The organism is Coprococcus sp. RTP31081st1_H1_RTP31081_211007, from assembly GCF_040227275.1.
Lineage (GTDB): Bacteria > Bacillota > Clostridia > Lachnospirales > Lachnospiraceae > Coprococcus > Coprococcus aceti.
The window spans coordinates 379242-393813 of sequence record NZ_JBEHVP010000001.1 but is presented as its reverse complement, the minus strand read 5'-3'; the positions used below and the strand labels follow the sequence as shown (position 1 = coordinate 393813).

General features: G+C 37.5%; 11 protein-coding genes. 8 read left to right on the top strand and 3 right to left on the bottom strand.

From position 1 onward, the window contains the following. Nucleotides 1-157 precede the first annotated feature (157 nt). Nucleotides 158-2347, top strand: coding sequence for a DUF6070 family protein (locus ABUA31_RS01710; RefSeq protein ID WP_156329348.1), 2190 nt, complete (start codon nucleotides 158-160; stop codon nucleotides 2345-2347). Here the strand turns inward: ABUA31_RS01710 and ABUA31_RS01705 are convergent. From ABUA31_RS01705 to ABUA31_RS01695, 3 genes are read right to left on the bottom strand one after another with little or no spacing between them, the layout of a single operon-like run. After that, nucleotides 2335-4173 carry a BlaR1 family beta-lactam sensor/signal transducer gene (locus tag ABUA31_RS01705; protein ID WP_349818395.1) on the bottom strand — a complete coding sequence of 613 codons (1839 nt, stop codon included), beginning with the start codon at nucleotides 4171-4173 and terminating at the stop codon, nucleotides 2335-2337. The two genes, ABUA31_RS01710 and ABUA31_RS01705, sit on opposite strands and share 13 nt — an antisense overlap. Before the next feature lie 3 nt (nucleotides 4174-4176). After that, nucleotides 4177-4560 carry a BlaI/MecI/CopY family transcriptional regulator gene (locus ABUA31_RS01700; protein WP_055279920.1) on the bottom strand — a complete coding sequence of 128 codons (384 nt, stop codon included), beginning with the start codon at nucleotides 4558-4560 and terminating at the stop codon, nucleotides 4177-4179. Nucleotides 4561-4620: 60 nt separating this feature from the next. Next, a complete protein-coding gene (locus tag ABUA31_RS01695; protein WP_349818394.1) occupies nucleotides 4621-4986 on the bottom strand; it encodes a hypothetical protein in 366 nt (121 codons plus the stop codon). Between the two features lie 643 nt (nucleotides 4987-5629). Here ABUA31_RS01695 and ABUA31_RS01690 point away from each other — a divergent pair. From ABUA31_RS01690 to ABUA31_RS01655, 7 genes are all read left to right on the top strand, one after another. Beyond that, nucleotides 5630-5782 carry a hypothetical protein gene (locus ABUA31_RS01690; RefSeq protein WP_349092657.1) on the top strand — a complete coding sequence of 51 codons (153 nt, stop codon included), beginning with the start codon at nucleotides 5630-5632 and terminating at the stop codon, nucleotides 5780-5782. 285 nt (nucleotides 5783-6067) lie between these two features. After that, nucleotides 6068-6397, top strand: a complete 330-nt coding sequence (locus tag ABUA31_RS01680; RefSeq protein WP_431833905.1) for a DUF6414 family protein — start codon at nucleotides 6068-6070, stop codon at nucleotides 6395-6397. Nucleotides 6398-7556: 1159 nt separating this feature from the next. Beyond that, the gene (locus ABUA31_RS01675; protein WP_349092659.1) at nucleotides 7557-8984 is read left to right on the top strand and encodes a hypothetical protein; all 1428 of its coding nucleotides are present in this window, start codon (nucleotides 7557-7559) and stop codon (nucleotides 8982-8984) included. Nucleotides 8985-9384: 400 nt separating this feature from the next. Then, the gene (locus tag ABUA31_RS01670; protein WP_238050308.1) at nucleotides 9385-9819 is read left to right on the top strand and encodes a hypothetical protein; all 435 of its coding nucleotides are present in this window, start codon (nucleotides 9385-9387) and stop codon (nucleotides 9817-9819) included. A gap of 138 nt (nucleotides 9820-9957) precedes the next feature. Beyond that, on the top strand, nucleotides 9958-11547 hold the full coding sequence (locus ABUA31_RS01665; protein ID WP_349092660.1) for a family 43 glycosylhydrolase: 1590 nt from the start codon (nucleotides 9958-9960) through the stop codon (nucleotides 11545-11547). Nucleotides 11548-11571: 24 nt separating this feature from the next. After that, nucleotides 11572-12900, top strand: a complete 1329-nt coding sequence (locus ABUA31_RS01660; protein ID WP_349092661.1) for a Na+/H+ antiporter NhaC family protein — start codon at nucleotides 11572-11574, stop codon at nucleotides 12898-12900. A gap of 164 nt (nucleotides 12901-13064) precedes the next feature. Then, complete coding sequence (locus ABUA31_RS01655) at nucleotides 13065-14480, top strand: alanine/glycine:cation symporter family protein (RefSeq protein WP_055144286.1); 1416 nt, start codon at nucleotides 13065-13067, stop codon at nucleotides 14478-14480. Nucleotides 14481-14572: the final 92 nt, after the last annotated feature.

The following is a 14572-nucleotide window of genomic DNA, read 5'->3' as shown; positions in this document are numbered from 1 at the left end:
GCGAAGTTATAAGTAATTAGTATTGACACAGCAATAAACTCCTTTATAATAAATACTACAAATGTAATATTTATTATAAAGGAGTTTTGATATGATGAACTTATATTTTTTTATCTTGAAATACTACGTGTGTAATATATACAAGAAGTTATATTGTATGCTACTTTTGGTTGGCATAGCCATATTGTTATGCAGTTGTTCCAATAAAAATGCAGTGGCAGACGCAGAGCGGACAGTTATTGATTTTAGTATATCTGATGAAAATCAGTTTATTGCAGATTTGGATGATATATATTCATCCTGTCAGGATATGAAATGCAAGACCGAGGAAGAAAAACTGAATCAGACTAGGACCGTAATAGAATCGATGGGAAGTAAGGGGTACATAGCTGTGGATGTGGAGAATCAGATCAATATGGCAAATGCAGAGAATGCGGAGATGTTTTTATCAGAGGTGGCTGAAAACAGAGATGCGGGATGTACAATACTGCAGGTCATGTATGATAAGTCCTTTGTAAGGTTTGATTTTAAATCAGGCAGTAACAATGTGATGATAACCAGGCGATTCTATGTGTGGGAGAATAACTGTTTTGTTGAGAAAAATGAAGAAAACTATAAGGCCTATACATGGAAATACACAGACGGATATCTATTTTTTGAGAGGTACAGGATGGGAGGATATGACGGAGATTCTGCGTATACGGCATTACGAGTTGAGCCTCTGGATGAGAAGTTAAGGGTACTTAACAGAAAGTATATCAAGACGATTGGATATGATTCGAATAATTTATTTACCACAAACTGGGATGAATCAGATATGAACAAAATAAATTATTACGATATCTATGAAGCACTTTACAAAATGAAATATGGTATGTCTAGTCCCTATTCGGACGAGGGGGTTACATATATGATAGAAGGGAAGTTATACGAGAAGGTGTTTCAGGAGTATTTGCCTGTGTCTACAGATGTACTTCAGCATGTCAATGTATATGATGTGTCCAGACAAATGTATCAGTACAGAACGAGGGGGATGTTTGATCACAGTGTGACACCATTGGTTCCATTTCCAGAGGTAGTGGATGCTGAGTATAATGCTGACGGAACAATAACCCTCATAGTAAATGCTGTTTCGGAGAAGGATGAGAGTGGCAGATTATTTACACATAAAGTTACAATAAAGGAGAAAGAAAATGATGGATTTGAGTATGTGTCAAATGATGTTCTGACGATGGGCAAAGAGGGGATATATTGGTACAGAGACAGGCTTTCTGATAAAGAGTGGCAGGAGCACTACGGAGATAAGACCATCACAATAAATCAGAATGGAAATGTTATTGATGATAGTCTGTTATCCGATGACGAAATGGAGAATGTAAAAGTAAATATAATAGGAATATTGCAGTCAGATGCCATAAGAAAGTTGTATGAGGATGAAGATATTTCGGATAATAGTGATTTAATATATGGTGCAGTAGATATCTTAGGAAGCAGTGGACTGATTTGTTTTTCTGATGATACCAATATGTATAATTATCAGCTATTTCAGTCTTTTTATAGAAATTATACAGATGGTGGAGAGCGAGATTACATTTGCGTATATAGGGTAAACAGGGATGCAAGCGTGACGGAGATGACATTTGTGTATGATGATAGCCGGATACAGATGATTTTCAACACAGCAAAGTACGAGAATCGTGACTGGAAGTTTATAGCGACTGGCATACGGGATTTAAAAGATATGAAACTCACAGAAAAAGGCTACTTTATATATACATACTCAAATATAATAGCCCATGGTGGGCTGAAGGAGTATTTCAGAGTCAGTCCGTTGACGGATGAATGCAGGAAATTGACAAGAAAATATGTGTATGGGCTTAGTTATGTGAATTACAATATGCTTGTTATCGATTGGGATGAGTCAAATGCATCAGATATACTTGTGCCGTGTATGTTTGATGATATATACAGACTGTACACTGGTGAAAATCTGAAACCTGATGGTGGATGGATAGATGCAGACAAATATGAGTCTGTTATGTTGTCAATGTTCCCTGTCACTGTGACGGAGCTGAGGGATAATTGTGATTACAATTCAGAAAAAAATTCGTACAGATATCAGGTCATTCTAGGAAAACAGTATCCACCATTCGGAGAGGTTGTGGACTATATCTACAACGATGATGGAACTGTTTCGCTTATTGTTGATGCGGTGTGGGCTGACAAGGGATCGGACATTGCATTTAGAAATACACTTACAGTAAAACCGGAAGAAGATGGTACTTTCAAATATATGTCAAATCATATAGAGAAGATGGAATGTGACATACCGGTTTATTCTGACTGATATTCATAGGCATATATTCCAAGATCACGCAGTATTGACAGAGAGATCTTCGATGCGGAAAGTCCGTCCGCTGATAAAAACTGATTGTCATTTTCAGAAAGTGATATATTCGTGGCGAAAAAGTAATCATTATCATTAGATGTAATGAATCCGACGAACCAGCCGTTTATATTTATATCATCAACTCTGCCGGTACCTGTCTTGCCATACAGACTTTTTCCATCTGAGTTTGCAATAAACATGGACTCTATGACTGTATCCACATTTGTCTTAGACAGCTTCCAATCATTATTTTTCAGGTGACATAGCAGTTCTACCTGCTCTACCGGGGATATAGTCAGAGAGGATTCCAGCCAGTAACAGTTCTGAGCTGAATTGATATTCTGATTTCCATATTCAATAAGACCGAGAAAATTTTTCGCATCTGTGTGGTCCATAGCTGCATCCAGATTGTCAAAATACCAGTTTACAGATCCGGTCATGGCAGATCGAAGTGTCTGGTCTGTGTTCCAGGCATCAAAAGGGTAAGAGCTCCCATCCCAGCGCATAAATGAGTTGTCGGAAGTTATGATGCCATGTTCAAGAGCCATCACTGCGTCATATATTTTATATGTAGAATCCGGTGAAGTGCGGCATAGAGCTTTGTCCTGGTTATAGATATACCATTTATCATTTCCCTTGTCGTACAGAGCAAAACAGCCGTTGTAGTCAGAAAAGTAGCTGGATAGATCCAAGGATTCCAGATTCACCGGGGCAAAATCCTTGTATTGTGTATCATCCAGAGCATATACAGATAATGGCGCACATACAGTCATCAGCAATATGATAATTGAAAATGCATATATACATTTCCGTTTTTCTCTGTTGGTGACAGGGTTGAAATTAACAATAAGCTGAAGCCTTGTTTTAAGTAATTTTTTCCTGCTTTTGCTCTTGAATGATACCGATGATGAATTACTGGATCTGCTTGCAGCCGCACGGAGGATGGTCTGTCCATACTTCACAGCATAGCTTTGACCAAGGTACTGCAATACATCATTGTCACATGCTTTTTCTCTGTCATGTCTTGCTGTATGTAATGTGTATATAACAACAGGATTGAACCAATACAGTATGCAGAATATGCAGATAAACATATTTACGGCATTGTCTCTGCGTTTAAAATGTTGTAGTTCATGTAACAAAATATGTCTCAGGTCGGTTATTGTGTAATCGGATATGCAGTCGTTGATTTGCCGTGGAATATATATAACAGGGCGGAATACACCTACAATGACCGCTCCAGATAAAGCAGAGGAGGAATATAATTTCGGTTTGTATCTGCGCACATTGCAGAGCTCAAGGCATTCCGAATATATATTCAATATGACAGTATCGTCGGTGACTGGAACAGCAGATTTTTTCAGCTTGTATAGTGATATGCCTGACACTATTAAACGGATGGAAAATATGTAAACTCCGGCAAGCCAGATAATAAAAAGGAGCTTTGGATATATTGTAGATGTACTGTTTACAGATATAGCAAAGTCGTTCATCCAGTTCCCATTTGATGAAGGGCTGGTATTGATAGGCACAGGAGTAACTGTATTTGCGGCAGAAGTACTTCTGTTAAATAATGATCGTATGAAACCTATGGCCTGGAATATAAATGAATTATTTACAGGGATAAATGGAATTACGAGAAGAAACAGCACAATATATATGGTGTTGTATCTGCCGTTACATGTTAGCTGTTTTCTGAACATAAATCGAACAAATATCATTAGCAGTAGAGCGAAACTTATGGATATATTGCTGATAAAAAAATGTGTGAAAAATTCAGTCAAGCCTTATTTCCTCCCGGTGCCTTTTACATTTAATATGTCTTGAAGTTCCTTTATATCATCAGCACTAAGCTCATCACTATCCACAAACGCAGAAACCATGTCGGATATGTGTCCATTGAAAAACTTCTTTAGAAAAGATGAGCTTTCATGTTTTCGATATTCCTCCTGACTGATGACAGGGGAGTAGACGAACATGCGGCCCTTTTTCTCATAGGAGATGGCAGACTTATCAGAAAGTCTTTTGATGAGAGTTTGGATAGTCCTAGGATTCCATGAAGTGGTCTGCAACAGTTTGTCAGTAATGTCATTTGTGCTTATAGGGGCATAGTTCCATATAACCTTCATAACTTCATATTCAGCTTCGGAAATCTGGGGAATGTGTTTCATAGATTATACTCCTTTAATACTACACTTGTAATAACAGTATAAAGATTATCGGGTGGGGTGTCAATTGTGTTGTGGAGTTTTGTTCAATGTTATTCTGGATAGGAATAATTTTTTTGATCTGCAAGAATAGTTAGAATAAGCAAAAGCAGATAATGAAAGATCAGATATTTCGTTGAATATTTGATTATGAAACTTTTGTTGTCGGTTGTCTCCAAATTGGCATAATATATATATTTCAATGTCGATTATGTCATGGAGTGCTTCATTCGTTATTATGATTTTAAGTTTATATTGATTCACCATGTCGGTAACTATTCTATATGAATCATCAATGGAAACTTCGTTACCAGACTCCATATCATCGATACCCTCATCGAGTTCGTCAAGAAGTGATTTTGTTGATGACTGATGTGTAAATGTATTCATAAAATAGCCTCCTTTGCCATCTCTTTCATTTATTGATTTAGATGGATTGTAACATTTGAGTCTATGTATATGAGAAATCTTTGTATTAAGCGCCTCTGACACAGTTTCTAAGTTTGATAAATCAGCAAACATAGAGAGTTGTCAGTCATTATAGTTTTGAACACCTCATTTAAGTGTTCTTCATAATGGATCTTTAACTCATAGAAATCATTAAGAATACAACAAATCCAAAGGCAAATAAGCAGGAGTGTGAGATCCGGACAGCAGAGAGGTTTATGTAGGCTTTGAAATCTTGTAATAATAAAATGCTCAAAATAGCATTTCATCTTGCAGTTAAGGCAACATTCAGAATTGGAACAGCGATGGGACTGAACTGGGATACAATGGATATTTCCGAGGAGGTGATTGTTCCTAACCGTGTGATATGGTAAAGAGGTGTATGGACATATTCTCGATAAAAACTGAAGGAAGAATGCAGAACTTATGTATAATGTATATATAGATTGATAGTCTATATGGTATTTTCTTTCTTATTCTCATATGGTGTGCTATAATTAAAATAAATATAGTAAAAATATTTGTTATGCATTTGGATATATGTCAAAGACTTATTAAACAGAAAAAATAAATGGGGATAGGTCATATGAGAAGGAATGATAAAAAGCAAACAGAACCGACATTTTTGAAAATTATATATTTTGATGAATCAGCTGCGCAGGATTATTTAGATCTTGCCAATGGTGGAAGGTTGGACTGGAGCAAAGAGGATAATAGAAAACGTGCGGCAGAATACTAACAGAAATAGAGGCACAAACTCAAGGTGGTTTCAATATTATAAATTTTATCAAAGCTGGCTTAATGGAAAATGTGGATGCAAAGGCATCTGGCGAGGTGTTGAAGCTGTTTGATTCTACAATAAAGAATACTTTACTTACTGATTTATATAAAGGAAGCTTATAAAGACAGCAGAGTAAAAAAGTTTGTAAAATCTAGGGTATATGCACCAGAAAATTCAATTTCATTATATGAAATGTATAGTTCTTATCTTACATTAGTTCCTAAGGATTAAATGCCAATAGATATGGAAAAATTAAATGATGCATTGTTGGGAGAAAGATGCTATTATGGAATGCTACTTAAAACAGAAGATATTCCAAGTTCCGTATTGCGGTTTAATATAAATGTCTTTAAAAATAATTATAACTTAGCAGATTTGAGTAAAATGGAATTAGTATATTATGGAATTGAGGTTGGTTCTTGTAAAGAAACAGAACTTACAATAGATAAAGAGTTTGATTTTTCAGAAGAAAAAACGGAGGTTACTGCTGAAAGTATTTTAGACGGAGATACTAATTCGCATAATGAAGAACTAGATATATATGATATTGTATCAGCAGGGGTTGAAGTATGAAAAAAATAGTAATGTTTTTGGGGGCGGATAGAGCTTTTGTAGAAAGAATTCCAAACACATATAGAAATCTATCTGATATCGCTATGCAGATGGATAATGAAAATAAACAGATGTAGCTGGTATTACTTTGTTTTCCAGAAAATGAAAAAGCTCTTCTAAAAACAAAAAAGCAAAAAATAAAAGTAAATAATTTTATTATATTTGCAGATTAATATAGTAGTGTAAATGAGCATATGATAATAAATTTTTTAACTTTATCTCAACTTTATCTATAATAATGTATATTCAAAATCCATCGATTCATTTACAAGAGCAAATAAAGCGAGCATTCGGAGATTCAAATATAATAGAGGAAATTCATCAGAAATATGAAATGGTTACCGAGAAGATAATTAGGAGCATTAATATAGAATTGGATAAAAGAGTTATAGGACAGAAAGCAGTAAAAGAGCAGATATTGAAAGCAATTTTTCAATCATGAACAATGTACAATGTAAACCGATTGTTCTTTTGTTTTATAGAAATTCCGGAATTGGTAAAAAGAAACGGCTCAGTTTCTTACAGAACATATTGGTGGAAAGATATTGAGAAAACAGTTTTCAATGTACCAAAACAATGAATTTGTAAATTATTTATTTGGAGGAAAGTATAACGAAAAGAGTTTTGCGAAGGATTTAATTGCGAGAGATTCTAATGTGATTTTACTTGATGAATTTGACAAGGCGTATTTTGTATTTCACAGTACTTTTATCAGCTATTTGATGAGGAAATTTATGAAGATCAGAATTATAGGTTCGATGTAAGATATGTAATTATTATTTGCACATCTAATTACAAATCTAAAGATGAGATAAAAGAGAAATTAGGTTATCCGATTTTTAATTGGTTTGATGGTGTTATTAGATTTGAAGAATTATCGCCAGAAGCGAAAAAATGATAGCCAATAAAGAACTTAAAGAGTTAGATGAAAAATAATTTCAGAAAATGTTAGAGAGACACTTGTAGAACAGTCAACAAAACTTGAAAATACGCATGAGATATGGAAATTAATAAAAGATACTAAATCGTTGATTAAAATAAGAGAGAGATGTAAATAAACAGATGCTAAAGCATAGTTTGTATAGAGGTTATAATTTTAGTTAGAAAAGTGAGATAAAAAATGCTTGGTGGCGATGAAGGACAATTTCGATTTACAAACGGAACGGCTATTGATGTATTCTTAAATAAGAATCGTATTCTAGATGTAATTAATCATGAATTTACGCACAGTTTACTATACTCCACAACATCTTATGGCCAGTTTGTTATGATGTTAGATAAAAATGGAATAGTTGATGGTAGAAGTAATATAATAAAAAACGCATTGTTTACATATATGGGTCGCATGCAGGAGAGAGTAGCAGTGAACATAGAACTGATGATTAGATGTGCATCTAGAGGCATATCTGATTATATTGATGCTATCGATTCATTAAAAATGAGAAATAATGTTTACTATAACCATTTTAGAAAATTATGTTGTTTAAATGGAAAAATTCGTGAACAGAATGATGCCATACAATTAATTCGAATATTACGAGAAATTGCAAGAGTTGCGTTAAATGTTGATTTGAATCAGATTCCTGTTGGAGAGTTCAGAACAGAAAAAGATGTGATTAGTTTTTTTACCAATCCAATCAATAATGCACGGTATTCACCTAATAAAAGATTTGAAATACTTGTTAATGTGTTTTTTAGAGAAAATGATAATAATAATGATATTCATTCCGTTTATGAAGGAAGTTTGAATTTAAATAAAATGTATGATGCGCAATATATTCATGATGTAGCTATGGATGCAATAAAGGAAATGTATGCATTCCATCACTTAAAGGAGAGATTGGTAACACGAGTTGAGTCAGTAGGAGCAAAACAAATTATATTTTTTGAAGGAGCAGATTTACTTGCCGCAAAACCAGCTAGAATCAACGAAGATAAGAAACACTTCATAAAACAAATAAAAACATTAGAGGAATTTATTAAGATATTAGAGCAACAAGAAAGAAAATATGTATATATTTATAATAGAATAAGAGGTTTTGAGGAGTTTCAGGTTATTGGTGTTTATGAAGAGAAAAAAAACAAACGAATAACATATAGTTATATGTTTTTTGAGGAAGATAATAAAAAAATATTTGAGATTCTAAAATCATTTGAATGCCATTTTGTTTTTTATAAAACAAAGTTTTTATCTAAAGAAAGTAATGCAGTGAGGAAGATGGTTAGACAATTACCGGTATATATTTATGAGGATACTCCTTTGTTAGCATCATTCGATGTTATTGGCCAAATGTTTTATGGTGGTAAATATTCTTATATACGAAGAATAAATGATACAATATTAGTTTTTCAAAAGAGAAGTATTTGTTTATTTACAAATATTTTTACTGAATCGGAGGAAATATTAAATAGAGAACTTGGAAAATTCAATATCGAATATATAGATATGGATGATGAAAGACAGATTTCTGAAATAATGTATCTTGACAAGATGTGTAATGATTATGAGGGTAATTCGATAGAAGATGCAAAGATGATTGGGCAATAAATAATAATTATAATTCTTAAAAAAGTAATATAATAATTGTTATATAGACCGAATTTTTTGATGAGAATCTTGGTATATTTTTATGGTCTGTGGATAGATGCATGCCATATGGTTTATATAGAACTAAACAAAGAAGCATTAAGACATAGAAGTTAGGTGAAGAAATTCTGGACAAATATTTATTAACTATGTGGGACATATGGATGTAAAAATATAAAAAAAGGAAGATTTACGATGCTATATAAAAATCAATAAATAATTTAAATATTACATACAAATATAAGCTGTAACTATATGTTTGTTATACAGAACTGAATTCCCTCGAAGAATTTTCTAGTATAGAATATAACTTTCAAACACCGGGTAACATACTCATATACAGGCTAAGGAGGTATATGAGATGATATCACCAGACACAATAAAGCTGCTCAGGGAATGTGATGCCGGGATCAAGATGGGCGTTTTGTCTATTGATGAGGTGCTTGGGTATGTGCATGCGGCGAAGATGAAGAAGATACTTATAGAATGTAAGGAGGAGCACGACGCAATAAAACAGGAGATACAGAAACTACTGGATGAGTACCATGACGATGGCAAGGATCCAAATCCAATAGCAAAGGGCATGTCCTGGATCAAGACAAATGTGAAACTCATAGTGGATGAGTCTGACAATACCATAGCGGAGCTTATGACGGATGGCTGCAATATGGGTGTGAAGTCGCTGAATAAATATCTAAACGAATATAAGGCGGCGGATGACAGGGCGAAGGATAAGACGAAGAGACTCATAGAGCTTGAGAAGAAACTCTGCGAGCAGATGCATCCTTTTTTATAAGTGCTTGTTGACTAAAAAAGTTTTATTAAATATACTTGTAAATATGAGAACCCAACATGTCTGTAGATGACGCGGATCATGTTGGGGATTTATTGTTTTAGGGGAACAGAAAAAATTGATACAAGAAGGAGAAGATATATGAACAGGCAGGTTTACAATCCCTTTTTGCCGCTGAATGAGTACATACCGGACGGCGAGCCGCATGTATGGGGCGACAGGGTTTATCATTATGGATCTCACGATAAGGAAGGTGGTTACACGTTCTGTATGCAGGATTATGTGGTGTACTCCGCGCCGGTAAAAGATCTGACAAGCTGGCGATGCGAGGGCATTACATACAGGGCGAGCCAGGATCCGGCATACCCGGAGCTGAAGTATATGTACGCGCCAGATGTCGTGAGGGGAAATGACGGCAGGTATTATCTGTATTACTGTATGGGCGGTGACTACGGTTACGGCGGATACACAGGTCCGATCAGTGTGGCTGTGTGCGATACGCCGGTGGGCAAATACGAATATCTTGGCCATGTGCATTACAAGGACGGCACTGTGATGAAGAAGTACATTTGCTTTGATCCGGCAGCCATGAATGATGACGGAACCATCAGGATATTCTACGGAACCCAGTACGGATACGAGGAGGAGCCTGATTTTCTGACAAATGGCAGGCTGGATGATGAGGTATCTATGTTTGGAAGAACAAAGGAGGAGATACTTGGCTACAAGGACAGCATCATGGGACCGATCATGGTGGTGCTTGAGGACGATATGCTGACGGTCAAGGAAGAACCGAGGCACATCATTCCTTACGCTGTGAAGGGCACATCATTTGAGGAGCATCCATTTTTTGAGGGTTCATCCATGAGAAAGGTGGGAGACAAATACTACTTTGTTTATTCGTCATGGCAGAACCATGAGCTGTGCTATGCGGTGAGCGATTATCCGGATCACGGATTTACATTTGGTGGCACTATAGTGTCAAATGGCGATGTGGGATATAAGGGAAGAAGTTTCGAGAACAAGCTGAATATGACCGGAACCACGCACGGAAGTATAGAGTGCATAGATGGTCAGTGGTACGTGTTCTATCACAGGCTCACACATAAGTCGGACTACAGCAGACAGGCCTGTGCCGAGAAGATCTATATAGCTGCGGATGGACACATAGACCAGGTGGAGGTTACGAGCTGCGGACTGAACAATGGACCGCTTGTGGCAAATGGCACGTATCCAGCGGTGATAGCATGCAACCTGACAAATGGACATATGCCGCACGGCTCCAACAGTATATACACGATAGAATTCCCAAATGTGACGAACAAGGGTGAGGATAGATTTATTGCGGAGATAGAGGATGGAACACTCATAGGGTATAAGTATTTTGCGCTTGGGGGCAGCAGTACATTTGGCGTGAATGTCAGATATGAGACGGATGCCAACAAGGTGGTGTATGAGGGACCTGTCAGGGTAGACGAGAGATGCGAGAATCAGGAGCAGCTCAAGGATGCAAACGATCTGGCAGAGAATGTAGAAGGATACTTTGACATATGTGTGACAGAAGACGGTGAGAGTATCGGAAGAATAGATATACCTGTATCTGAAGATATCTCAGAGACAGAGTGGAGATGGTGCGAGAACAAAGTGGATTTCCCAGAGGGAGTCCACGCGGTGTATCTTGTATACCATGGCAGAATAAAGGTTCAATTAAAAGATATACGATTTAGGTAAAATATTGAAAGAAGAGGGAGAATTATGAAGAAGTCAAATGGTGCGGCACTGATACCGATATACGTCTTTCTTGTCCTGTATCTGGGACTTGGAATACTGTTTGAGTACGTGCTGAAGATCCCGATGGGATTTTACAATATTCCAATAGTGGTTGCCTTTATGGTGGCGATATTTGTGGCATGTCTGCAGAACAGAAAGGTAAGCTTTGATGAGAAGCTTCAGATCATGGCAAATGGACTTACAGACAAAAATATTATAACCATGCTGCTCATATTCCTGACGGCGGGAATATTTGTGGGAGTCGTGGGGCGGAGCAGTGCCGAGAGTGTGGCATACTTTATGCTGAGTATCATTCCGGCGAGATTTTCCGTGGCAGTTTTGTTCGTTGTAGCGTGCTTTGTCTCAACAGCTATGGGAACGTCTGTTGGAACAATAACACTTCTGACGCCTATAGGAGTTGCAGTTGCCGATGCGTCAGGATTTAATCTGCCGCTCTGTGTGGCGTCCATCATGGGCGGTGCGATGTTCGGAGATAACCTGTCGTTCATATCGGATACGACCATAGCAGCATGTAATGGTCAGGGGTGTGCCATGAAAGATAAGTTCAGGGCAAACTTCTGGATAGCATTTCCTGCGGCGATTGTGACGCTCATAGTAATCTTGGTTAAGTCATTCAATACTGAGATAGGCGGAGTAGTACACCATGATTACAATATGATACAGATCATACCTTATGTTCTGGTACTCATAGGAGGAATAGTGGGATTTAATGTGTTTGTAGTCCTGATAGTTGGAATCGTGTCAGGCTCCATCATCATGCTTGCCACAGGGCAGACGGCAGCAGTGGATCTCCTGACGAATATGGGAAGCGGTGCAGCGGGAATGTTCGAGACGAGTATGGTAGCTGTACTTGTGGCTGCCATGTGTTCACTCATCAGAGAGTATGGCGGATTTGAGGCGCTGCTTTCGGCTATAAAGAAGGTGTTCAAAGGGGACAAGGGAGGTCAGCTTGGAATCGGACTTCTGGTTGGAGCCATGGACATAGCCACAGCCAACAATACGGTCGCGATAGTCATGGCGAATCCGATAGCAAAGGAGATGGCAGAGGATTATGGTATATCCCCGAAGAGATCAGCGTCGCTGCTTGATACATTTTCATGCATATTCCAGGGAATCATTCCTTACGGTGCCCAGATGCTGGTTGCAATATCAGCGGTGTCGGAGCTGGGACATGAGATATCAGCATTCCAGATAATTCCAAATCTGTTTTATCCAATACTTCTTCTTGTAAGTTCACTTGTTTGGATGCTTATAAGAAGTGATGACAAACCACATCTGGCAAAGAGACGGTAAAGAATATAAATATGCGTTATTTCGTAATATAATAAACAAATATTCAAAAAACACGCAAAAAAACAAGAAAAATGTTGAAAATGCGTGTTTTTTCGTTTTTATTTAAGAATTTTTATGCTATAATTTACACTTGTGAATTATAAATAAAAAATAGGAGGAGTAACATGGACGCATTCACAAACTTTTTAGGCAAAGTTGATGATATTGTCTGGGGCTTGCCACTCATAATACTCATCATCGTCTGCGGAATCTATCTGACGATCAGACTTAAGTTCCTTCAGATAGTTCATCTGCCAAAGGCACTGAGATTCATGATCAAGAATGAGGAAGACGGTACAGGAGAGGTGACGAGCTTTGGCGCGTTATGTACAGCACTTTCAGCAACTATCGGTACAGGTAACATCGTAGGAGTAGCAACAGCTATAGGTATCCTTGCCGGTGGTCCTGGAGCACTTTTCTGGATGTGGGTAGCAGCGCTTTTCGGAATGGCAACAAAGTATTCAGAGGGACTGCTTGCTGTAAAGTACAGAAAGATTGACGAGGATGGACACGTTCTCGGAGGACCTTTCTACTACATTGAGAATGGTATGGGTCACAAGTGGAAATGGCTTGCAAAGATATTTGCATTCTTCGGAGCATGCGTAGGTCTCATGGGTATCGGTACATTTACACAGGTAAATGGTATTGCTTCTGCAGTTCAGGCTTTCTTTGATCCTGACAAGGCAAATACAGTATCAATCTTTGGAAATGACTACTCAATAGCCATCGTCATCTCAGCATTTATTCTTGCAATCCTTGTAGGACTTGTCGTAATCGGTGGAATCCAGAGAATATCAAAGGTTTCTCAGATTATAGTACCATTCATGGCAGTTCTCTACATCGTGGTGTGTCTGGTTCTTATCATAGTTAATATAAATAAAGTTCCAGCTGCATTTGAAACAATAGTCAAGTGCGCATTTAAGCCTATGTCATTTGCAGGTGGTGTTACAGCAAGTCTTGCAATAGCCATGCAGAAGGGTGTTGCACGTGGTATCTTCTCGAATGAGGCTGGTCTTGGTTCTGCACCTATCGCAGCAGCAGCAGCTCAGACAAAGGAGCCTGTTCGTCAGGGACTTGTAACAATGACAGGTACATTTATTGATACTATCATCGTATGTACAATGACAGGTCTTTCAATCGTTATGATGGGAAGCTGGCAGGATGGCAGCCTTGAGGGAATCGCAGTCACAACTGATGCATTCCAGAAGGGACTTTTCTTTATGCCAGGTCAGGTTGCAGCATTCATCCTGATGATCTGCCTTGTATTCTTCGCATTTACAACTATCCTTGGTTGGGATTACTATGGCGAGAGGTGTCTTGAGTACCTCACAAATGGCAGCAAGGTTTCAGTTCAGATCTATCGTTGGTTATACATACTTTGCGTATTTATCGGACCATACATGACAGTTAAGGCTGTATGGACTATCGCTGATATATTTAACGGACTTATGGCGATTCCGAATATCATAGCACTGCTTGCACTCAGCAGTGTGGTTGTGGCAGAGACAAAGGATTACTTTGCACGCCACAAGGAACTGTAGGGTTCGATTGAAGTAAATATTTATAATAATTGGGTGAGCATCTACCAGCAGTCAGGCAAAATTTTGTCTGGCTGCTTTTTTATATGGGGCAG

Bases quoted from the DNA above. Each gene is read 5' to 3' on its own strand.
- ABUA31_RS01710 (WP_156329348.1), top strand. From the start codon at position 158: ATGCTACTTTTGGTTGGCATAGCCATATTGTTATGCAGTTGTTCCAAT.
- ABUA31_RS01700 (WP_055279920.1), bottom strand. From the start codon at position 4,560: ATGAAACACATTCCCCAGATTTCCGAAGCTGAATATGAAGTTATGAAG.
- ABUA31_RS01695 (WP_349818394.1), bottom strand. From the start codon at position 4,986: ATGAATACATTTACACATCAGTCATCAACAAAATCACTTCTTGACGAA.
- ABUA31_RS01690 (WP_349092657.1), top strand. From the start codon at position 5,630: ATGAGAAGGAATGATAAAAAGCAAACAGAACCGACATTTTTGAAAATT.
- ABUA31_RS01680 (WP_431833905.1), top strand. From the start codon at position 6,068: ATGGAAAAATTAAATGATGCATTGTTGGGAGAAAGATGCTATTATGGA.
- ABUA31_RS01675 (WP_349092659.1), top strand. From the start codon at position 7,557: ATGCTTGGTGGCGATGAAGGACAATTTCGATTTACAAACGGAACGGCT.
- ABUA31_RS01670 (WP_238050308.1), top strand. From the start codon at position 9,385: ATGATATCACCAGACACAATAAAGCTGCTCAGGGAATGTGATGCCGGG.
- ABUA31_RS01665 (WP_349092660.1), top strand. From the start codon at position 9,958: ATGAACAGGCAGGTTTACAATCCCTTTTTGCCGCTGAATGAGTACATA.
- ABUA31_RS01660 (WP_349092661.1), top strand. From the start codon at position 11,572: ATGAAGAAGTCAAATGGTGCGGCACTGATACCGATATACGTCTTTCTT.
- ABUA31_RS01655 (WP_055144286.1), top strand. From the start codon at position 13,065: ATGGACGCATTCACAAACTTTTTAGGCAAAGTTGATGATATTGTCTGG.